At 67.4% G+C, this 20,177-nt stretch carries 20 protein-coding genes and 1 pseudogene; 4 read left to right on the forward strand and 17 right to left on the reverse strand.

The window, feature by feature from the left end; all coding sequences use genetic code 11:
* From AC5592_RS33440 to AC5592_RS33485, 10 genes and pseudogenes are all read right to left on the reverse strand, one after another.
* On the reverse strand, window positions 1-751 hold a 751-nt coding region (locus AC5592_RS33440), incomplete at its 3' end, for a 2-keto-4-pentenoate hydratase (protein ID WP_063066495.1).
* Window positions 748-2,505 carry a bifunctional 3-(3-hydroxy-phenyl)propionate/3-hydroxycinnamic acid hydroxylase MhpA gene (mhpA, locus tag AC5592_RS33445; RefSeq protein ID WP_063066496.1) on the reverse strand — a complete coding sequence of 586 codons (1,758 nt, stop codon included), beginning with the start codon at window positions 2,503-2,505 and terminating at the stop codon, window positions 748-750. The genes AC5592_RS33440 and mhpA, both read right to left, overlap by 4 nt.
* Window positions 2,502-3,530, reverse strand: a complete 1,029-nt coding sequence (locus AC5592_RS33450; protein WP_063066497.1) for a VOC family protein — start codon at window positions 3,528-3,530, stop codon at window positions 2,502-2,504. The genes mhpA and AC5592_RS33450 overlap by 4 nt, the downstream gene beginning before the upstream one ends.
* Window positions 3,527-4,387, reverse strand: a complete 861-nt coding sequence (locus AC5592_RS33455) for an alpha/beta fold hydrolase (RefSeq protein ID WP_063066512.1) — start codon at window positions 4,385-4,387, stop codon at window positions 3,527-3,529. The genes AC5592_RS33450 and AC5592_RS33455 overlap by 4 nt, the downstream gene beginning before the upstream one ends.
* Window positions 4,388-4,427: 40 nt before the next feature.
* Window positions 4,428-4,955, reverse strand: a complete 528-nt coding sequence (locus AC5592_RS33460) for an amidohydrolase family protein (RefSeq protein ID WP_063066498.1) — start codon at window positions 4,953-4,955, stop codon at window positions 4,428-4,430.
* 185 nt (window positions 4,956-5,140) lie between these two features.
* Complete coding sequence (locus AC5592_RS33465; protein ID WP_063066513.1) at window positions 5,141-6,280, reverse strand: amidohydrolase family protein; 1,140 nt, start codon at window positions 6,278-6,280, stop codon at window positions 5,141-5,143.
* A gap of 601 nt (window positions 6,281-6,881) precedes the next feature.
* Complete coding sequence (locus tag AC5592_RS33470) at window positions 6,882-7,835, reverse strand: sensor histidine kinase (RefSeq protein ID WP_063066499.1); 954 nt, start codon at window positions 7,833-7,835, stop codon at window positions 6,882-6,884.
* Entirely contained in the window at window positions 7,832-8,512 is a 681-nt protein-coding gene (locus AC5592_RS33475) for an MEDS domain-containing protein (protein ID WP_198164011.1), read from the reverse strand. The genes AC5592_RS33470 and AC5592_RS33475 overlap by 4 nt, the downstream gene beginning before the upstream one ends.
* Window positions 8,484-8,792 (reverse strand): annotated as a pseudogene (locus AC5592_RS33480) (hypothetical protein); the annotation flags it as partial. The gene AC5592_RS33475 and the pseudogene AC5592_RS33480, both read right to left, overlap by 29 nt.
* Before the next feature lie 62 nt (window positions 8,793-8,854).
* Complete coding sequence (locus tag AC5592_RS33485) at window positions 8,855-9,118, reverse strand: MerR family transcriptional regulator (protein WP_063066501.1); 264 nt, start codon at window positions 9,116-9,118, stop codon at window positions 8,855-8,857.
* A 647-nt stretch (window positions 9,119-9,765) separates the two neighbouring features.
* On the opposite strand from AC5592_RS33485, the gene AC5592_RS33490 reads away from it, so the two are divergent.
* The gene (locus AC5592_RS33490; protein ID WP_063066502.1) at window positions 9,766-10,881 is read left to right on the forward strand and encodes an aminotransferase class I/II-fold pyridoxal phosphate-dependent enzyme; all 1,116 of its coding nucleotides are present in this window, start codon (window positions 9,766-9,768) and stop codon (window positions 10,879-10,881) included.
* A gap of 19 nt (window positions 10,882-10,900) precedes the next feature.
* On the opposite strand, the gene AC5592_RS33495 is transcribed toward AC5592_RS33490, so the two are convergent.
* From AC5592_RS33495 to AC5592_RS33510, 4 genes are read right to left on the reverse strand one after another with little or no spacing between them, the layout of a single operon-like run.
* Window positions 10,901-11,305 carry a hypothetical protein gene (locus AC5592_RS33495; RefSeq protein ID WP_063066503.1) on the reverse strand — a complete coding sequence of 135 codons (405 nt, stop codon included), beginning with the start codon at window positions 11,303-11,305 and terminating at the stop codon, window positions 10,901-10,903.
* On the reverse strand, window positions 11,302-12,477 hold the full coding sequence (locus AC5592_RS33500) for a molybdopterin-dependent oxidoreductase (RefSeq protein ID WP_084507618.1): 1,176 nt from the start codon (window positions 12,475-12,477) through the stop codon (window positions 11,302-11,304). The genes AC5592_RS33495 and AC5592_RS33500 overlap by 4 nt, the downstream gene beginning before the upstream one ends.
* Window positions 12,474-13,148, reverse strand: a complete 675-nt coding sequence (locus tag AC5592_RS33505) for a TIGR04282 family arsenosugar biosynthesis glycosyltransferase (RefSeq protein ID WP_063066504.1) — start codon at window positions 13,146-13,148, stop codon at window positions 12,474-12,476. Before AC5592_RS33505 ends, AC5592_RS33500 begins: the two co-directional genes overlap by 4 nt.
* Entirely contained in the window at window positions 13,145-13,807 is a 663-nt protein-coding gene (locus tag AC5592_RS33510) for a glycosyltransferase family 2 protein (RefSeq protein WP_063066505.1), read from the reverse strand. The genes AC5592_RS33505 and AC5592_RS33510 overlap by 4 nt, the downstream gene beginning before the upstream one ends.
* A gap of 114 nt (window positions 13,808-13,921) precedes the next feature.
* Here AC5592_RS33510 and AC5592_RS33515 point away from each other — a divergent pair, with 114 nt between their 5' ends.
* Genes AC5592_RS33515 through AC5592_RS33525 form a run of 3 tightly spaced genes read left to right on the forward strand, consistent with a single transcriptional unit; the run spans window position 13,922 to window position 17,119 of the window.
* Entirely contained in the window at window positions 13,922-15,328 is a 1,407-nt protein-coding gene (locus AC5592_RS33515; RefSeq protein ID WP_371507564.1) for a hypothetical protein, read from the forward strand.
* 5 nt (window positions 15,329-15,333) lie between these two features.
* The gene (locus AC5592_RS33520) at window positions 15,334-16,023 is read left to right on the forward strand and encodes a response regulator transcription factor (RefSeq protein WP_063066515.1); all 690 of its coding nucleotides are present in this window, start codon (window positions 15,334-15,336) and stop codon (window positions 16,021-16,023) included.
* Window positions 16,013-17,119 carry a sensor histidine kinase gene (locus AC5592_RS33525; RefSeq protein ID WP_084507603.1) on the forward strand — a complete coding sequence of 369 codons (1,107 nt, stop codon included), beginning with the start codon at window positions 16,013-16,015 and terminating at the stop codon, window positions 17,117-17,119. The genes AC5592_RS33520 and AC5592_RS33525 overlap by 11 nt, the downstream gene beginning before the upstream one ends.
* Here AC5592_RS33525 and AC5592_RS33530 read toward each other — a convergent pair.
* The 3 genes from AC5592_RS33530 to AC5592_RS33540 form a co-directional block, all read right to left on the reverse strand.
* Window positions 17,049-18,116: an NAD-dependent epimerase/dehydratase family protein gene (locus AC5592_RS33530; RefSeq protein WP_063066507.1), complete on the reverse strand. Its 1,068-nt coding sequence runs from the start codon at window positions 18,114-18,116 to the stop codon at window positions 17,049-17,051. The two genes, AC5592_RS33525 and AC5592_RS33530, sit on opposite strands and share 71 nt — an antisense overlap.
* Window positions 18,117-18,236: 120 nt before the next feature.
* Window positions 18,237-19,274: an NrfD/PsrC family molybdoenzyme membrane anchor subunit gene (gene nrfD, locus AC5592_RS33535; RefSeq protein ID WP_084507606.1), complete on the reverse strand. Its 1,038-nt coding sequence runs from the start codon at window positions 19,272-19,274 to the stop codon at window positions 18,237-18,239.
* Window positions 19,271-20,176, reverse strand: coding sequence for a 4Fe-4S dicluster domain-containing protein (locus AC5592_RS33540; RefSeq protein ID WP_063066508.1), 906 nt, complete (start codon window positions 20,174-20,176; stop codon window positions 19,271-19,273). Before AC5592_RS33540 ends, nrfD begins: the two co-directional genes overlap by 4 nt.
* Window position 20,177: the final 1 nt, after the last annotated feature.

Here is a 20,177-nt window from a genome sequence, read left to right on the forward strand (position 1 = left end):
CTCGGGCCCCGGGGCGCAGCGGCGCCATCGGTCCGAGCGCACCGGAAAGTACCAGGTCGCCGGCACGGAGTGGATCGCCGAAGTCGCGTGCGGTCCGTGCCAGCCAGGCCAGCGCGTTCAGTGGGTCGCCCAGGCACGCCGAACCCGTTCCGGTCGACACGATCTCATCGTCGATCGCCATACTCATGGCGATATCGCGCGGTTCGAAGTCGCCGAGCGACAGACGATCGGTGCCGAGCGCGAACCATCCGCTCGACGCGTTGTCGGCCACCGTGTCGGCGACACTGATGTCCCAGTCGGCAATCCGGCTGTCGACGATTTCGAGCGCGGCCACCGCGTAGTCCACCGCACCACGCACCGTGGTCGCGTCGAGCCGGTTGCCGTCGAGATCCGCGCGGAGCAGGAACGCCAGCTCGGCCTCCACCTTGGGCTGCAGCAGCTTGGGTCGTTGCGCCACAGGAGTTTCGGCGACGTCCATATCATGGAACAACACACCGAAATCGGGCTGATTCACACCGAGTTGCTGCTGGACGATGGGTGATGTGAGCCCAATTTTGCGCCCTACGATGCGCGCACCCGATTTCACACGGCGACGAATTCCTCTGCGCTGTACGGCATATGCTTGCGTCACATCGTCGGAACCGATCAGATCGCGGACGGCGCGAACCGGTATTCCGGTGTTCGCCGCGGCCGACAACCGCTCGGCTGCGGCGAGCGCTGCAGCCGCGGCCCGATTTCCGGCGTATGTCATCGAGCCTGTTCGAGGTCTTGATCGCGCGAGAATGCCGGATCGGGCCGACCTGCCGCCGTGCCGGATCCGTGCCTTCTCACCTCCAGTTGCCGGCGCAACTCGGCGATCAACGGGCCGGCTCCGCCGGAGGCAGCAGTGCCGAAGACGAACCGGTCCGGGCGCAGCAACACCATCCCTCCGGAACCGACGCCGGCCTTGGCGAACCATCGGATCAACGCGCCGGTGTGGTCTTCCACGTCGGCGTAGTCGTCACCCGTTGCGCGCCCGTCGCCGGGTGAACCCTGGGGCCGCCCGCCGAAGGGATACACGGTCACGAAGCGTGTTCCCAGCGCCTGCAACGCGGCCACATCATCGGCACCGAGCGCGGCCCGAGGGTCGACGCCGTAGCCGAGCACCGAAAACCCGAGGCCGAGTACATCGTCGAGACGCCGGTGGCGACCGTCGTAGGTGCGGACCTCCGGTTGCGGGGACAGCGTGCCCTCCACGCCGCGCAATCCGAACAGATCACGAGGCAGGCCGAGGTACGCGTTGCGGCGGAACCGTGGACGGGGTTTCATCTTGGCGGCACGGATCCAACCACCGAGGCCGGGCGTGTGCAACGAGGCCGTCACCACGATGTCGCGGGCGGCCGCAATCAGCGTGTTGTCGACCGACACCAGGGATTTGTTGAAGACCGAGAAGTCGATCATCGCTTTGGCGTGTGGCCGGCGTTCGGTTTCGTAACTGTTCAGAATGTCCTGGCCTGCACCGTGTTTCAGGATCGCGGTGAGCTTCCAGGCCAGGTTGTCCGCATCGCGCACGCCCGAACCCATCCCCTGCCCGACGAACTGCGGCGTCATGTGCGCGGCATCGCCGGCGAGCAGGATGCGCCCGGCGCGCCAGCGATCGGCGACCACGGCATTGAACGTGTAGACGAGCTTGCGCAGCACCTGCACCTCGTCCGGGCTCACGAAACGGGCGATATGCCGGCGGACCGTTTCCGGGTCCTCCATCTGCTCTTTGGTCTGTGATTCGGTGAGCATGAACTCGAATCGGTGATGCCCGTCCGGCTGCGGACACGACACGATCGGCAACTCAGGGTCGCACACGAAGTCGAAGTACGGCAGATGCCGGAAGGCGTCCACTCCTTCTTTCGCCTCGAGGTCCACGACCAACCACCGCTCCGGGAAACTCGTGCCGGTCATGTCGATTCCCAGCTTCGTGCGCACGACACTGCGTCCGCCGTCGCAGCCGACCAGGAACTTCGCGCGCACTCGCTCGGCGGTGCTCGGATCGCTTTCCGCTTCTCGCTGACCGTAACCGGTGCCGCCACACTGGCCGTGCTCGACGCCGACACCGTCGGCGTCCTGGTCGAAATCGACAACCTCACGACCCCTACGCACCGTCACATGCGGATACTTGTCGAGGGCGCGTTCGAGGCTGTTCTCCAGATAGGGCTGGTAGAGGAAGTTGACCACCGGCCAGCTGAGCGGCCGTTCGACCTGTTTGAACTGCACCAGCACACGTCCGTCGCGGCGCACCCACTGCACGGCGGAGTCGGTGTTCATGTCCGCGGCGAGTTCGTCTGCGGTACCGGCGGTCTGGAAGATCCGCATACATTCGTCGTCGGTGTAGACCGCCCGGGCCAGGCCGTAGTATTCCGGTTCGCGTTCGAGCACCAGCACGCTGATGCCGCGCCGGCCCAGCAGATTGGCCAGGGTCAGGCCGGTCGGCCCCAGGCCGACGACCACGACGTCGTAGTCGGTGGTGCTCATCGTGAAAACCCTTCTGCGAGCTCGGGAACGGTGATCTCCGGATTTCTGATCGACTGCAGCGCCTGCCGGAATTGGGCGAACTTGTCCAGGACGGTCTCTCCCACCGTGGTGTGACCCCAGATACTGATGCCCTGATAGGTGGTCGGCTCCCAGGTGGATTCGAGCTCCGGGCCGACGACGATCGGATTCCAGCCGACCTCCAGCTCGAAACCGGAGGGAGTCACGCAGTAGAACGACAACTCTCTGTCGTTGGTGTGCTGACCGACCGACCATTGCATCCGGAACCCGAGTGCGGTGACGCGCTCGAACGCGGCAAGCATGTCGTCCAGCGTCGCGGACTGAATGTTGATGTGCTGCACCGATGTTCGAATCGGATCGATCTTCACACCGCGAATATTGGCGATGGCGATCGAGTGGTGGCGCTCGTTGACCCGCAGGAACCGGATCTTCATCTTCAGCCCGGACACGTTCTCGTCGATGTAGTCCGACAAGCGGGAGTCGAAGACGGTCTCGTAGTAGCCGCGCGTCGCCTCCGGTTCGCGGGAGATCATCGCTACGTGCCCGAGACCGGCCTCCCCGGTTACCCAGCCGGAGCTGATCATCCGCAACGGCTCCGCAGTTGTGACCGGCGTGGTGAAGATCTCCTGTGCGATGCCTTTCGGGCCGGCGAAGCGCCACAACCGCTCCACGCCGCGCAGGGCCGCTTCCTCCGGCGTGGCCTCGATGATCGGGACCCCGCGCTCGGTGACGCGGGCGACGATGCGGTCGAAGGTCTCGTGATCGTCGACCTGCCAGCCCAGCGCGATGACGTCCTCGGCCGAGCCCCGCCGGATCAGGAACCGGCAGGAGCGATCGTCCAGGCGAAAGCGCACGGTATTGCTGTCGAGATCATCGACGTGCAGCCCGATCGCGTCGGCGCCGAAGCGCCGCCAATCGGTCAGCCGATTCGATTGCACGACAACGTATCCCAGGTGCACCGCACCGAACACCGAATGGTCGGTGTTCGGGCGGAGAAAGTCGCTCATCGCTGCGCCTCGAGAAACGCGGTGGCGAGGGCGTTGAACAGCTCCGCGCGTTCCCACTGCACCCAGTGACCGGTGTTCGCCGCCAGATACAGATCGCAGTCGGGCATGGCGTCGAGGAGCATCTTTCCACCGTCGGGCCGGTTGACCTTGTCGTCGGTCCCCCACACGACCAGCGTCGGATGAGCGACCTTTCGCAGTCGCGAGTCACGAGTGAAATCCATCCGCCACAACGTCCGCAGCGCCAACGGACCCGACGGGCGGCGCAACGGCGGATTCGCCACCACCTCCGGATCGAGGCTGGCCTGATAGCGCGCCTCGATGAGCTCCTCGGGCACGACGCTGCCGTCGAACACCAGATACTCGCGAATGAACTCGGTGATCTTCTCCCGGCTCGGACCGCCTCCGGTGTAGTAGTTGAGCAGCCGCTGCAAACCCGCGGTCGGCAACGCGCGAGTGGTTCCGACACCGCCGGGACCCATGAGGACCATTCGGCCCACCTTCTCCGGCCGGTCCATGGCCAAGCGCAGGGCCGCCGCCCCGCCGTACGAGTTGCCGATCAGGTCCGCCTTCGGGATGTCCAGTTCATCCAGCAACCCGCCGACGGCCGCCGCCAGATCACCGAACGGATCCGACCGGTCCACCCACTTCGAGGAACGGCCATAGCCGGGCATATCCGGCACGATCACCCGGAACCGCTGCGCCAGCACCTCGATATTGCGCGAATAGTTCGACACCCCGGAGGCCCCGGGGCCACCACCGTGCAGCAGAACCACCACGGGGCCCGATCCCGCTTCCACGAAGAAGATCTCGCGATCGCCGACTCGGACCGTCCGTTCGGTCCCGACACCCTTGTCGATGCTCGTCACAGCTACCTCCACACATTTAATGACTGAATCATCAGTTCCGATGGTATCCCTTGTCAAGAGAAAATGATGAAACCATCACAAACTTTTGCCACGATGAGACAACCACAGCGGAGCGGCGGTTCAGCTCCTCCCAGACCGGTTCATAAGCCCGGTCACCGAGGTAGATGCCGTCGACGTTGGAGAGCAGCACCACGCCGTCGGCGTGCAATTCGTCGTAGGCGTAGGCGATTTCGGCCAGCGCGCCGTCGACATCGGGCAGCGGCAGACTGGCGAACAGGCCGAACCGCTCGGGCAGGTCCTTCACGAGTTCGGCGCCGAACTCGTTCACCCGCCGGGCCACCGCGCGGCTCGTCTCGTCGTCGTCGAATCGCACACCCGGCGAGCTCAGCGAGACGACTCCGGTAGCGATCTGAAGGTCGTCCATGAGGGCCAGGGCGGCCTCGAGACTCCAGTCGGGGGTGGGCCATCCACCGGCATCCATCCCGTGACTGTCGAGCAGATCGCGGTAGAACTGCGGCAGGTAGTGCTGATGGGTGTCGATCCGTGCGTGACCGCTCATGACGTGCCTTTCTGTGTACTCCTCGGCGCCGCCACCGCACACCGCACACGCGCTCCGCGAAAGCGGCGTCGAGGATCGGTGGGTACTGATTCCACGGTTCCACCGATCCGGCAGCGGTGGGGTGCCGCGCCGCATATCGCAGATGAAGCCGAGCAGCACCCCCTCCGTTCATCGCCCCGGATCCGTCAGGATTTGACTGCCTGCGCCAGGCGGGGAAGCTGCCGCAGGGGGTTGTGATGCTCGACCTCCATGCGCTGGTCGGCGTCGAAGATGTCGCTGAGTCCGGGCGCCGGGTCGTGGCTGCCGGATTGCGGGAGGGTGAGCGCGCTGAAGGGCCAGTCGGAGCCGAATACGATGTGGTCGCGGCTGGTGACCGCGAGCGCGCTGGACATGGCCGCGGCCGACCCACTGAGCGCGGTATCGACGTAGAAGTTCGAAATCTGCCGCTGAATATCGAGGATCGAGGGTTTGGGCAGATCCTGTGGCCACAACTGCCCGATGACGGTTTGCGAGGCGACACTGATCCGATGCGACAGGAACGGCACCGTTCCGCCGGCGTGCGCGAGCTGGAAGCGGATGTTCGGATACCGCTGTGTCATCCCGGTCATCATCATCATGGTCGCCGCTCGGGTGGTGTCGAAGGTGAATTCCTCGAGGAAATCCGGCAGGGGGAGTTTCGGTTTCGCGTCGTCCGGGATCGCCGCCGGATGGACGAAGACGTATGCGTTGCGCTGATTCAGGGCAGCCATCAGCGGCTCGAACCGTGGATCGCCGAGGTATACGCCGTTATAGGCCGACAGCAGAATCACACCGTCGAGGTGGAGCTGGTCGAGGGCGAAGATCGCCTCGTCGATCGAAGCCGGAATGTCCGGCATCGGCAGCACCGCGAACGCACCGAACCGGGTCGGGTTGGACTTGAACAGGCCGGCGGCATAGGTATTGCAGTAGCGGGCCATATCGTTGGCCTCCTTGCCGGACAAGAAGGACACGCCCGGGTCGGAAACGGACAGCGCCTGAGCCTGGATGCCGTAATAGTCCATGAACGCGAGCGCCTGCTCCGGCGACCAGTCCGGCGTCGGGTAACCACCGATGGTGAGATGGCCGTGCTCGATCAGTGCGGCACGGTAGTCCGGCGGCAGGAAATGCGCGTGGAGATCGATTCGGTAGGTGCCCGAAGGCGCGGGCTGCTGGGTCCGAGCAGGGGCCGCTTGCACGATCGGGACCGCGGCGACCGTCGCGGCGACGCCCAGTGCACCGGCCACCGCGCCCCCCAATGCGCGGCGGCGATTCAACGTGATCCGGGAATTGGGGATGTTTGCGGACACCGAGATCCTCACTCTTCTGATTGGGGCGACACTGCGCGAGCAGAACGAATCCACCCGGACGGAACTGCGTTCGAAGCCGGTCGGCATTCGCACCGCAGCGCTCACCATAACTGATAGGTTGATCAGATGCGATCGTATGCTCCAACCGAGTCGGCGTGGCTAAATTTTCGGTAAAAGTCAGTAGGCGCGGCCCACACAGTCGAGCGACCGGGTTTCGATCATCGGATGGCGCGTTCCGACCACTGGCGCCTACACAACGGCCGGAGTGCAATGGCGGCCGTCGACGTGACAGAAGGGGCGGTCAGCACTCGGTGATTCGCACCGGAAATGCTGAAGCCCAGAGCTTTTCGGGAAAACCCACATCCGCCCGCTCGGCCGCGACACCACGGCCGGATACGCAAGGCCGGTCACAGCCCGCGGCAAGGACAGGTCGGCCGGGATCATCTCGATGAAATCATCAAATCTGACCAATGCGGACTGCATCGACTATGGAGTCAGTCCGTAGAACCACTGAAAGCGCAGCACCGCAAGGGTTTTCGTGTTCTGCCTAAGGCTTGGGTCAGGGACCTGCGAGGCCAGGCAGTACCACCGGATCGGCGGTTCAGCGCGAATGGACGTGGAGCAGAACACGCCAGGTGGTGCCGTGGGGTGTGGAGTGGATGCGGACCAAGTCGGCGAGCTCGTTGACGAGGAACAGACCGCGGCCGCCGAAGCGATCCCGGACCGGCGGATGCCGCCCGATCAAGGGATCGGTCACGTGCCCGAAATCACGCAGGTCGAAGACGATGTCGTCGCCGTCGCGCCACAGCCGCCACCGGCACGGTCCCCCGGTATGGACGAGACTGTTGGTGACCAGCTCCGTCACGATCAATTCGAAATCGGCAATCCGTTCTTCGGCCAGGCCGAGCCGGCGGGCTTCGGCTGTGGCGGATCGCCGGGCGTCCGATACCTCGGCGGACGTGTCGACGGGGTGTTCCGTCACCTCGACCGGCACGACCAATTCCTCGTTGTATCGGCTGACCACGCTGTCCGGGTCGTATCGATCGCTGCGGTACCGACGGTGCGTCTCCCAGACCAGCGGGTGGGTCAGATACGCGTCGGCGAGTGCGTCGGGAGCGAGTCGCGTGGCGTCGTAGGGGCAGGCGATCGTCACGTCGCGACCGGCGAAGGCCGCGTTGATCAACGCCTCGTGCTGAGCGCAGGCGGGGTATTCGGTGGCGGTGCGCCCCTGCCAGATCGGCTCACCGATGATGCGCACGTGCCGGTCCGGATGCGCATCGGCGAATCGCCGCAACACCCCGGGAATGATCCGGCCCGGATTCCTGCCGGCCTGCGCCATATCGATCCACGTCACGGCTTTCCCAGCGGATCCGACGGCATCACGTAGTACTCGAAGCCGGGGGCCGGGAACTGCGACCGCTATCGGATGCTGCCGTTCCAGGCCCTCGGTGATGAACGGCGCGAGGGTAGCCAGGTAATCCTCGTCGGAGCGATAGAACACGGCGGGGTGGACGAACTCACCTGCTCGCGGGCCCGTGCGGGTTGTCGACGTCATAGGAGCTGCTCCGCTCGCACGTTGGAAATATCGAGTAGCCGAATCACGCGATCGATACCGGACCACCGGGTGCGGATCACCAGATCCGCATCGCGCACCGCCGCCCAATCCGCCAGCCGAGTCAGGCCGACATGGTCGATGAATTCCAGCCCGGTGGCGTCGAGGACCACGTCGCCGCCCTCGGGCTTCACCTCGAATCGCTCCAATGTCGGCGCGAGGACCTCACGGGTGGACAGATCGAGTTCACCGGCGAGAGCGACGGTGTGGCTCGCCGACAGCGGAGCGTACAACCGAAACCCTGCTGCACCCGCATCGGTGCACGGGTGCAGACAGGCCAGCTGGGCCAGCACCCCGGCCTCGACCGCCGACCGATCGTAACCACACAGTGCCGAGAACGGATGGCCGGCCATATAGCGGTCGATCAGATGTTCGTAGCGTGCGAGAACCGCCAGCCGAGTCGCAGTGCCGACCAGCGACGTGCAATCGGCCGCTACTCGCAGTCCTCGAAACCCGTCCGCCACGGCACGCTCGGTCGCCTCGGCGTGGGCCCGGACCTGGCCGGCCGGGTCCAGGACCTCGTCGGCGCCGTAGAGGTCCTCGAGCGATGTAGAGGTCCTCGAGCGATACAGCCTCGGCGCTGCCGTCCCGCAACGCCTCGCTCCAGCCCGCCAGCTCACGCAAGTCGTCGGCGATGTCGCCGACCGCGCCGGACCGGATATAGCGGACGCGACAACCGGCGTCCAGACCGTCGGCGAGGAACTCTGCGGCACGGGCCCTGAACTCCGCCACCCCCGTATAAGCCCAGCACACATGGTCGCGCAGCCCCAAGCCACGCACATGCTGCAACCGAGCAGACCGTCTCACCGCGCCGAGTCTAACCGCGGCGTGTTCGACCGGCGCCCCGGGGCGACCGGGTCGATCCCCCGGCCGGCCCAGCACACCGAGCGTGCCGGCCATCGAATCGACCTGCCCGACAACATGACTGACGTCGATGCCCCGGTCGACCGGGTCGCGGAGGATCAGCCGGATCGGTCTTCTCGGCTGAGCTTGGCGTTGAGCTCACGCGCTTCGGCGAGCTGGTCTTCGAGGATGATGATCCGGCACGCCGCCTCGAGCGGGGTGCCCTGGTCGACGAGCTCACGGGCACGGGCCGCGATACGCAACTGGTAGCGCGAGTAGCGGCGGTGCCCGCCGGCCGAGCGTTGCGGGGTGATCAGTTTCGCCTCGTCCAGGGTGCGCAGAAACACCTGGGTGGTGCCGAGCATGTCCGCGGCCCGGCCCATCGTGTAGGCGGGGTAGTCGTCGTCGTCGAACTTCTCGTTCGCGGTGGGTGATTCAGAAATCCTGCGGCCTCCATACGCCGGAGCGCCCCGATGCCAGACGGCACCGGGGCGCTGAAAGGGGGAATGTACTTGCGTCTTCCGACATGTAACCGAAGCGTCGGCGATCACACGGACCAGATGTACTTCCGAGTGACCCGACGGGCAACTCCTCCCTTCTCCTCACGGGTTACTTCAACTTTCCGTTCCACTTCATTTCTTGCCCGGCGGGCGGCGAGACCGTCGTACTTGCTGGTCCCGCAGCCGCGCCCGCCGTCTTCCCTCTCACGGGCAGTTCGTCATCTCCCGTGCCATCTCGACACTTTCTTTACTTACGACGAGACAGAAGTTACCGCATCACTCGGCGAATGTCTACTGTCGTCACTGAAGATTTTCCCTGGGTCGGCGAGCAGGGCCAGTCACCGGAGCTGAGCAATCGAGCCTGGACGCCGAAGGCCTGATGTCATGGTTTCGTCACCGCGTCGCGGGGCATGTCACGCTCCGAGTGCGCGATGATCATCAGGGACTTCCGCCCATGACGCTGTAGCGGCAGGGCACCTCCGTATCGGGCGAATCACATCGACGAGGGCGACCTACCGAGGAGATTTGAGGTGACAACTGTCGCCGAACGCGTGCAGCAACACATCGAGCGCGGCCACGCGGCGGATCTGCGGGAGGCCAGGCTGTTCTTGCGCGGGCCCGCGGCCGCCACTACCGACATCGCACTGTCGACCAGCGACTACCTGGCGCTGTCCGAGGACAGTCGCATCACAGCCGCCATGACCGAGTCCTTCCTCGCCCCGGACGAGGCCGATTCCGGCCGGCTGGCGCGGCGCCTGGCGCACTACACGCAGAGTGCGGCGGCGGTGGTGTGCCAATCCGGCTGGGCGGCGAACATCGGATTGTTGCAAGCCATTGCCGCGCCGGGCATTCCGATACACGTCGGCGAGAACACGCACATGTCCTGGCGACAGGCAGCCCTCGCCGCGGCCGCGCCGCTACATATTTTCGGGGACAACGACCCCGCCCGGCTGGCCGCACAGATCCGCGCCCATGGTCCCGGCATCATCGCCGTCGACGCGATCGACAACACCACCGGCACGCGCAGCCCCCTGGCCGCGCTGTGCGACGTCGCCGAGGAGACCGGCTCCGTACTCGTCGTCGACGAATCGCACTCTCTCGGCGTCGACGGCCCGCACGGCGCCGGTGCGGTCGTCGGACTCGGCCTCGCGTCCCGTGTGCCGTTCCGCACCGCGAGTCTCGCCAAGGCCTTCGTCGGCCGGGCCGGACTGGTCACTGCACTCGACCGCGACTTCGCCCCCTATTTCGAGTCGGTGGCCCATCCCGCGATCTTCTCCTCGGCGTTGCGGTCTCACGACATCGCCGGGCTGACCGCCACTCTGGAGGTGATCCGGACCGAGGACGGTCGCCGTACCCGGCTCCGCGACATCGCCCGCACCGTCCGAAAGGCACTCGCCCACATAGGGTTCGACATGGCCGGGACCGACAGTCACATCGTTTCACTACCTACCGGCACCGAAGCCGGCGGCCGTGCCGTGCGCGCCATCCTGGAAGCACACGGCGTCCTCGGCGCTCCCTTCTGTCCGCCCGCGACCCCTCGGGGCAAGTCGCTGATTCGGCTGTCGCTGCATTCCGCGCTCACCGCCGAACAGATCGAACGCATCATCGCCGCATGCGCACAGGTCCACGCCGAATACCACCGCTGACAGCGACCCGCGCCGACCGTCACGAGTGCGAGCGCCGGATGCGCCACAGCACCGTGACACCGACACCGGCCCAGACCACCGCCAGTGCGGCAGCCAGGCCGGCACCGTAATCGCGATCGAGCACAGTCGAATTCGCCACCGCACCCGCGCGTCCGATGACCGGAACGCTGACGATCGCCAGCACCACGGTGGCGACGAACCCGATGGTGACCGGCCCGCGCACGGAGCCGGGAATCAGATGCCGGCCCGAGACGCCCACGCCGGCCGACAGCGGCGCGAAGACGGCGTCGTGCAACACCAGCAGCCCGACCGACCACACCGCGATCGACTTCAGATCGGTCGTATTCATGTGCAGCACAAGGCTGATGCCGTAGCCCACAGACGCGAGACCCGCCGCGGCCAGCAGCACTCGCACGGCGTTCATCCGAGTGCCTCGATCGCCGACAGCCACTTGGTTTGCAGGACACCGGGCCGGTTGGGCGCGATCAGGCGGCAGGGGTAGCCATGATCCACATCCAGATCGGACCCGTTGAGTCGCAAGGCGACCAGGGTCGCGTCGTCGATCGCGAAGTTGTGCGGCAGGGTCGAACTACCATAGAGGCCAGCCGATTCCAGCGATCGAAAGCCGACCGGGCCGCCGCGGTAGTCGCCCACGGCCGCGAGCAGGTCCCGGAGCCTGACACCGGTCCAGCGCGCCGACACGCTCCAGCCCTCCACACAGGAGATCGGCAGATCCACCGTGGTCTGCGGTAACCGCGCCAGCTCCGTTCGCGAGAATGTGCGGCGCCCGCGTGCCACGCTCACCGCGAGTCGATACCCCGGATCCAGGGCTCGTTCGGTGACCGAAGCCTGTGTGGCGGTGCGGTTGACCGGTACGCCGAGTGGGCCCATGCCGCTTCGCGGCGCCAGCACCGAGAGCCGGCGCAGCCACGGCACCGACTGCCCGGCTACCGACAACCCCGCCAGCCCGGCGGACACGGCCGCCGCGCCGAGCACTGTCCGGCGAGAGACGGTCTGCTCCCCCGGCCGGCCCTCCGACCCCGAGCCGGACACCGCGGCACCGTCGTCACCGCCGAGGGCGGCCCGGACGGTCGGCAGTTTCACCGCCAGGTGGATCGCGAGCGCACCGAATGCGACGTAGGCCATCGCGTAATGCGTTGTGGTGAAGAAGAACCGCCACGCATAGAACTGAGCGATATTGAACAGCCCGGTCGCGAGCTGGAACAGCATCGCCGCGACGAGTACCGCGATCGAACCCCGTTCGGCCAGCCGCACCGGACCACCGATCGCGGGGCGGGCGAACAACCGCGGATATACCGACCACAGCTTCACCAGAACCAGTGGAATGGTGATCACGCCCGAGATCACGTGGGTTCCCTGTGTCACGCGATAGAGCCATATCGGGTGAGCGGGCCACCGGAACCAGTCCGGCGGATGCTGAATCCAGTGGCTGATCAGACCTGTGACGAAGCAGATCGTGACCGTCACCGCGATGGCGATGCCGATCCGCGCGGCCACGAACGGCGAGCGGGCCGGCGAGATGCGAGAACCGACCGCCGCCGGCAGGAGCAACCGGCGGTCGTGGTCGGTACTCATCGGCGCCGGGCCGCGGTGAGCGATTCGGCCGCCGCCGCGAACAATCCGCGGCACTTCGCGGCCACATCGGCGATATCGGTGAACAGATCGACATCGTTGAGTTCGCGCAGCATCGCGACGCGGCAACCGTTGCGGGCCAACGCCTCTCGGGTGAGATCACCGGTTCGATCGGTGGACATCGGCACCTCCGCGAGTACTCGCGCCGCGCGCACATCACACAGGCCCAGTGCCCACCAGCCGCCGTCGGCCGCCGGTCCCAGCACCGCATCCGGGCCCGCCAGCAGCCGCGCTCCGCACTCGGCCAGCAGCGCCGGCCCGGCCTGGGGCGTGTCCATCCCGATCTGCAGGACGGGCAGCCCGAGACGAGCCGCGTCCGCGTGCGCGTTGGCCAACCGCACACCGAAACCGCCACCACGCTGCGGGACCACATCGAAATCGTGTAGCGCCGAACCGATTTCGCGGGCACGACAAGCCCGCTGCAAGTCGCCGGTCCACGCGACCACACCCCGCGCCGCCCCGCTGTCGCGGACCGCGGCCAGCGTGTCCAGAAGCGCGGCGGCGGCCAGATCCGCGGCCTCGGCCGGGGACAGCGGCGGAGTCAGCCGGGTCTTGGCGAATCCGGCGACCGGCGCCTTCGCCACCACCAGCAGTGTCAACGGCAGAACTGTCATCGCACACTCCAGAAGTCGCGGGCGGCACGCACCGTCCCGAGTACCGAACCGGAAACCTTCGACACACCGTGCGTGCGCGGGCGGTAGGTGACATCACGCTCGACGATCCGCCATCCGGCCCGCGCCGCCCCCGCCAGCAACGCCAGCGGATATCCCGACCGCGGATGCAGCGGACCCAGCGCCACCAGCTCCGCGCGGCGAATCACTCGCATCGCGGCCAGATCGTGGACCGGCAACGCGTAGCGACGCCGCAGCCACTGCGCCAGTAGCCAATTACCGAGGCGTGCATGCCACGGCCAGGCGCCGCGGACCGGGCGGCGGCGCCCGGCCACCATGGTGACGCCGGGGCCCAGTTCGGCCACCAGCGATGGCAATTCGTCGGGCGCCATCGAACCGTCACCGTCGAGGACGGCCACCAGTTCGGTGGTCGCGGCCGCGATTCCCGCTTGTACGGCACTGCCGTAGCCGGGTACGGGCTCGACGACCACCGTCGCGCCCGCGGCACGCGCCACCGCGGCGGTGTCGTCGGTCGAACCGTTGTCCACCACGACCACTCGATATTCCGGGGGAACCGCCGACAGGACGCCCGGTAGCGCGCCCGCTTCGTTCCGGCAGGGGATCACCACGGTCAGCTCTCTACTGGTTTCGACTGGGGTCACAGGGTCGACCGTAAGGCCGATCGCCGCGAAAAGGGCTGGTGACACAGGTGACGAAAGTATGACGACGCGATTGCGGCGGTGCCCGCTGGTGGCGTCGAGACCTACGGTGAACGGGTGAGCGATACCCGCAGCAGCACCGCATCGCAGACACGGCGAGTATCGGGCGTGCGCGCCGACATCCTCTGCGCGGCGGCAGCGGCGATCCTCGTCGCCGCCGCCTTCGTCGTCCCGAGGATCAGCACGCCGCACTATCGCGATTCCCTCTACGCCGCGGCGGCGCCCATCTTCGGCTCCTGGCTTCCGCACCTCGGATGGGGTACCGGGCCCGCGATCGTGCTCGCCGTCGCCGTCATCCTCTACGGCCCGAAGCTCGCCGCCGCGCTCCCCTGGCATCGTCTGCTGCTGGGCACCTGGGTGACCGCGCTCGCGTGGGCGTTCTCCCTCGCCATGGTCGACGGGTGGCAGCGCGGTTTCGCCGGCCGGCTCACCACGATGCACGAATATCTGCACGAGGTCGGCGGAGTGCACGACATCCCGGCGATGCTGCGCGGGTTCTCCGGCCGGATCCTGGACTATCAGCCCGACTCGTGGACCACCCACGTGTCCGGTCATCCGCCGGGCGCACTGCTGGTGTTCGTCTGGCTGGACCGGATCGGATTGGGCGGCGGCGCATGGGCTTCCACGCTGTGCGTTCTGGTCGGGTGCAGCGCGTCGGTGGCCGTGCTGGTGGCGATGCGGGCATTGGGCGCCGAAGACCGCGCGCGCACGGCCGCACCATATCTCGCACTCGCTCCCGCGGCGATCTGGCTGGCGGTCTCCGCGGACGCGTTCTTCGCCGGAGTGACCGCCTGGGCGGTGGCCGCACTCGCGATCGGAGTGGGTGGCCCGCGGTCACGCCCGCTGATCCTGTTCGGCTCGGGGGTGCTGTTCGGGTTCGGCATCTACCTCAACTACGGGCTGGTCCTGATGGCCGTCCCGGCCGCCGCGGTGGCGCTGCTGCGCGGTGTGCGAACGGTGTGGCCCGCGGTGCTCGGCGTGCTGGCGGTGATCGCGGCCTTCACCCTGTCCGGCTTCTGGTGGTTGGAGGGATATCACCTGGTGGTGCAGCGCTACTACCAGGGCATAGCGACGACGCGACCGGTGTCCTACTGGATCTGGGGCAATCTGGCGGCCACCGTGTGCGCGGTCGGATTGGCATCCGCGGCGGCGTTGCATCGACTGCCGGGTGCCCTGCGTGTGCCCGCACCGGCGGAGATTCGCGCCGCTCCGGCAACGGCGTTCGCACGCTGGCGCACCCGCGCCGATCCGGCCGCGCTATTGGCCCTGGCGGCACTGAGCGGCTTGCTGCTCGCCGATCTCAGTGGCCTGAGCAAGGCCGAAACCGAGCGGATCTGGCTGCCGTTCGACATCTGGGTGATCGGCGCAACCGCCCTGTTGCCGGCGCGCACTGCCCGCGCCTGGCTGGCCGTTCAGGCCATCGGCACCCTGGTGCTGGCCCACCTCGTCCTCACGAATTGGTGAGCGCGATGCGCATTCTCGTCGCCGACGACGACCCCGTAGTGCGTGAGGTGGTCCGCCGCTACCTCGAACGCGACGGCATGGAGGTCACCGAGGCCGCCGACGGCGTGCAGGCCGAACGCGCCCTGACCGGCGGTGATATCGACCTGGCCGTTCTCGATGTGATGATGCCCGCGCCCGACGGCATCGCGTTGTGCCGGGCGGTGCGCGAGGGCGAGCGTCCCGAGACACCCATCATCATGCTCACCGCCCTCGGCGAGGAGGAAGACCGAGTACTCGGGCTGACCGCGGGCGCCGACGACTACCTGACGAAACCGTTCAGTCCGCGGGAGCTGGCGCTGCGAGTGGCATCGGTGCTGCGCCGCACCCATGCGCCGCCACCGACGGCCGGCGTGCTGCGCAGTGGCGAGATTCGCGTGCGACCGGCCGCGCGGACCGTGGATGTCGCCGGACGGCCGGTCTCACTGACAGCGCGCGAATTCGACCTGTTGTGTTTTCTGCTGTCCCATCAGCAGCGCGTGTTCAGCCGTGCGGAACTACTGGCGCAGGTGTGGGGCTGGGATTTCGGCGACCAGTCGACGGTGACGGTGCACGTCAAACGTCTGCGTGCCAAACTCGGCGACACCCACCGGATCGAAACGGTGTGGGGGCGTGGCTACGCCTGGGGCGCCGGGACAGGAGTCGACCGTGCCGAATGATGTTGCCGGACTGATCGGATGGGCCCTGGCCGGATCGGTGCCGGTCGTGGCCCTCGGCGCGATGCTGCTGCGCGCCATGCGCAACCGGGCCCTCGGGCTGTCGATGGTGATTCTGGTGTTGATTCCGACGCTGGCCACCCTCTGCGGTTTCCTCGCGGTCAGCGGTCTGATGTTCACCGACGCGCTGGCCAAGATGTTGGTGGTCCTCGTCGTGGTCACCGCGGTGACGGTGCCCGCTGCGGTCGTGCTGGGCCGGGCGCAGGCGCGGCAACTGGTCTGGGAGAAACAGATGCTCGATCAGGAACGCGCCGCCGAGGCGTCGCGGCGTGAACTGGTGGCCTGGGTCAGCCACGATCTGCGCACCCCGCTGGCCGGGATCCGGGCGATGGGCGAGGCGCTGGCCGACGGGGTGGTCGACCGGCCCGGCGACGTCGAACGCTACGGCACGCAAGTCGTGCGCGAGACCACCCGATTGTCGGGCATGGTCGACGACCTGTTCGAGATGTCGAAGATCAACGCCGGGGCCCTGCGCCTGCACGTGGAACCACTGGATCTACGCGAACTCATCGACGAAGTGGTCGCCGCCAACGCACCGGCGGCCGCCCGCGCGGGAGTGAAACTCCGCGCCCGGCAACCCGATACGGCAATCACCGTCGCCGGCAGCGACCAGGCGCTGACCCGGGTGCTGACCAATCTCGTCGCCAATGCCGTTGCCCACACCCCGCCGAAGGGAGGCATCGACATCTCGGCCGGCACCGCGGACGGCAGTGCGTGGGTGCGCGTCGACGACAGTGGTCCCGGCATCGCCGAGGCGGACCTTTCCCGCATCTTCGAGGCCGGCTATCGCGGCACCGCCGCCCGTTCCCCGGCGGCCGAGGGCAGCGGTAGTGGTATGGGGCTGGCGATCGCCGCCGGTCTGCTGTCGGTCCAGCACGGTGAGATCACCGCATCGAACCGGGGCGACGGCGCCCGCTTCGAGATTCGGCTACCGCTACTGCTCGACGCTGCCGACGCTGTCACACCGGTCAGCAGTGCCGCCACTGCGGCGCTCCGACCCCGGCCGCTGCCCGTAAGGGCGCGGTGGCGAACTCGGTGAGACCCCGCGCGGGGTCGATCGACGCGGTGAAGCCCAGCAGTTCACGTGCCCGATCCGGTCCGGCGACGATATGGCGCACATCGCCCGCACGGAATTCGCCGGTCACCACCGGCTCGGGACCACCGTGGGCGCGAGCGAGGATCGCGGCCACCGCGCCGATACTGATCGGCTGTCCCGAGGCGATGTTCAGCGCCGTGAACCCGTCCAACGGACGTTCGACGGCACGCAGGTTGGCGACGGCGATATCCCCGACATGCACGAAATCGCGCATCTGAGCACCGTCCTCGAAGACGCGTGGCGCCGAACCGGCCTCCAGCGCCGACCGGAAGATCGCGGCCACGCCGGAATACGGTGTGTCCTTGGGCATTTCGGGGCCATAGACGTTGTGATAGCGCAGCGCGGTCACCGTCGAGCCGGTGGCGGTGGCCCACGCCGCGGCATAGTTCTCCTGGGCGAGTTTGCTGGCGGCGTACAGGCTGCGCGGATCGAGTGGTGCGTCCTCGGGCACCGGCGCCCACCGCAGTGGTGCGCCGGTATCGGGGTGGCGATGATCGAATACGCCACGCTCGAGGTCCGCACGCCGCCGCGGCAACGGCGTTACCGCCACGGAATCGGCTGTGCGATAACACCCTTCGCCGTACACCACCATCGACGACGCCAGCACCAGCCGGCGGCAACCGGCCCGGTCCATCGCGGCCAGCAGTACCGCGGTCCCCAGATCGTTGTGACTGGCGTAGGCGGGCGCATCCTGCACAGTCACCCCCGCCCCCACCACCGCAGCTTGATGGCACACCACATCGATGCCCGGTAGCAAACGGTCCAGCGCATCCTGATCGCGTACGTCGACGCGATGCAGGCCGTCCGGCGGCTGGGCCCGGTCGCCGTGCGCCGCGGTGAGCATCGCGTCGACCGCCACCACCTCGTGCCCCGCATCGCTGAGCGCCCGCCACACATGAGATCCGATAAACCCGGCCGCGCCGGTCAGCAGAATCCGCATACCGAGATTGTGGCCACCCGCTCGGCGTGTCGCGGGTCCGCAGCGCCACAGGTAAGCAAACCGTCACATTCGCACGCCCTGACAACCCCGCCACCGGCCCGCGGCCCGGGGTGCCGGTCCTCAGTCGGGAACACTCTCACGGTGCGCGAGCCGTTCTCGTTGCGGGAACACGGTGTACTTGGGGTCTTCGGCGGATGTGACGCCGGCGTGGAAGATGCCGAAGCGGGTGCACGCCGAGCCCGCCACCGCGGCGGCACCACCGATGATCGCAGCGGTCCTCGAGCGATGGCCCCACACTCCCCCGAGCAGCGCACCGACTACCGATAATGCCTTGGCGGCGTTCATCATTCGCCCCGCCGTCCCCTGGTGCAGCGGCTCGGCCGATAAACCCATCCGGCGGCTCATCAGTTCGCCCGCCGTCAATTCCGTTGCCGCACCGAGGATCAGGGCCCGGCGCGCAGGTGCCGTCTCGCTCGTGGGCGAGGTGAGGACCGCCAGTCCGCCCGCCGCCGTGGCGGCCGAGCCGACGAAGAGAAACGGCATCTCGCGATACCCGTCGTGCCAGGTCGGCACCGCGGTGTCCGACATCAGCGCCGCGGTGTAGGAACTGACGGCCGGGCCGACGAAGCCGGCACCGACGGTCGCGGCCCTGCCGACGCGGGGAAACCACCCGGTGACCTCCGTGGCCGCGGCGACTCCCGCCAGCGGACCGTAGGTGGCCAGAATCCAGGAACCGACGCTCATCGGCGAACTCGGCTTGAAGACCCGCAACATCCGAACGAATCGTTCCGGTCGGCCCAGATCGTGGACCAGCGCCACCAGCGAGGCGAGAATGGCGACCAGGCCGCCGATTTTGGTGGCGCGGGCCATCTTTCGACGCCCGGTCAGCTCCGCGCCCATCGCCAGGACCGACGATCCACCTGCCAGGCCACCGAGAAACAGGTAACCGGCGATGTCGCGTGCCTCCCACGTCGGCTTGTTGAGTATGGGCTTGCCGTAATAGGACTCGAAGTGCGCGTCGGGCACCATCTTCTTCTCGCCCCGGCCGCGCCCCCGCCGGCGGCGCGGCAACCGACCCACATCTCCGGTGACGGCCATCCGATCCGGCGGCGCGAAAGGATCCTGCGGAATGCCGGTCCGCCTCTCGTGCTCGCTCATCGCCGCCCCTTCACGAACGTCGCCGACAGGCCGGCGAGCATGCCCAACGCCGCGATACCGACATTGCGCCACATGGCCGGTAGATCACGGGTGGTGACGATCGGGTCCGGCGGCAGGCCGTACACCTCGGGTTTGTCGAGCAGCAGGAAGAACGCCCCGGTGCCACCCACCCCGTCATCGGGGTCCTGGCCGTACAGCCGGGCATCCGTCACGCCGGCGTCGTGGAGTTGCCTCACGCGTTCTTCGGCGCGCTCGCGCAGCTGCGACAGTTCGCCGAACTGGATGGAATCGGTGGGACAGGTTTTGGCGCAGGCAGGCTCCATTCCGTCCCCGAGCCGGTCGTAGCACAGCGTGCACTTCCATACCAGGCCGTCGTCCTCGCGCTGGTCGATGACGCCGTACGGGCAGGCCGGCACGCAGTAGCCGCACCCGTTGCAGATGTCTTGCTGCACCACGACCGTTCCGAACTCGGTACGAAACAGCGCGCCGGTCGGGCAGACATCCAGGCATGCGGCGTGCGTGCAGTGTTTGCACACATCCGACGACATCAGCCAGCGGAACTCGCCCCGCTGCCCGTCACCGTCTCCCGGTTTGCTGGAACTCGGCATCCCGAGATCGACCACCTCGGCGGTATTCGCTTGCGCCGCAATCGGTTTGCGTTGTTCGACGAATGCGACGTGGCGCCAGGTGTCGGCGCCCAGCCCACCGGTGTTGTCGTAGGACATGCCGGTGAAGTTCAAGCCGTCGTCGGGAACATGGTTCCACTCCTTGCACGCCACCTCACAGGCTTTGCAGCCGATGCACACCGTGGTATCGGTGAAAAATCCCATCCGCGGCTGCCGGTCCGGGTAGCCACCGTCGTGCGGCGGGTCGTCGGCGGTCAGGTCTCGTTCGAAATCCATG

The organism is Nocardia violaceofusca NBRC 14427, assembly GCF_963869435.1.
Taxonomy (GTDB): Bacteria; Actinomycetota; Actinomycetes; order Mycobacteriales; family Mycobacteriaceae; genus Nocardia; species Nocardia aobensis.

Excerpts from the sequence above, each read along its gene's own strand:
- mhpA (WP_063066496.1), bottom strand. The coding sequence starts at position 2,505 with ATGAGCACCACCGACTACGACGTCGTGGTCGTCGGCCTGGGGCCGACC.
- AC5592_RS33470 (WP_063066499.1), bottom strand. The coding sequence starts at position 7,835 with ATGACGTCGACAACCCGCACGGGCCCGCGAGCAGGTGAGTTCGTCCAC.
- nrfD (WP_084507606.1), bottom strand. The coding sequence starts at position 19,274 with ATGAGCGAGCACGAGAGGCGGACCGGCATTCCGCAGGATCCTTTCGCG.
- AC5592_RS33530 (WP_063066507.1), bottom strand. The coding sequence starts at position 18,116 with ATGCGGATTCTGCTGACCGGCGCGGCCGGGTTTATCGGATCTCATGTG.
- AC5592_RS33460 (WP_063066498.1), bottom strand. The coding sequence starts at position 4,955 with ATGAGCGGTCACGCACGGATCGACACCCATCAGCACTACCTGCCGCAG.
- AC5592_RS33495 (WP_063066503.1), bottom strand. The coding sequence starts at position 11,305 with ATGAACGCCGTGCGAGTGCTGCTGGCCGCGGCGGGTCTCGCGTCTGTG.
- AC5592_RS33485 (WP_063066501.1), bottom strand. The coding sequence starts at position 9,118 with ATGGGCCGGGCCGCGGACATGCTCGGCACCACCCAGGTGTTTCTGCGC.
- AC5592_RS33520 (WP_063066515.1), top strand. The coding sequence starts at position 15,334 with ATGCGCATTCTCGTCGCCGACGACGACCCCGTAGTGCGTGAGGTGGTC.
- AC5592_RS33450 (WP_063066497.1), bottom strand. The coding sequence starts at position 3,530 with ATGAGCGACTTTCTCCGCCCGAACACCGACCATTCGGTGTTCGGTGCG.
- AC5592_RS33540 (WP_063066508.1), bottom strand. The coding sequence starts at position 20,176 with ATGGATTTCGAACGAGACCTGACCGCCGACGACCCGCCGCACGACGGT.
- AC5592_RS33505 (WP_063066504.1), bottom strand. The coding sequence starts at position 13,148 with ATGACAGTTCTGCCGTTGACACTGCTGGTGGTGGCGAAGGCGCCGGTC.
- AC5592_RS33500 (WP_084507618.1), bottom strand. The coding sequence starts at position 12,477 with ATGAGTACCGACCACGACCGCCGGTTGCTCCTGCCGGCGGCGGTCGGT.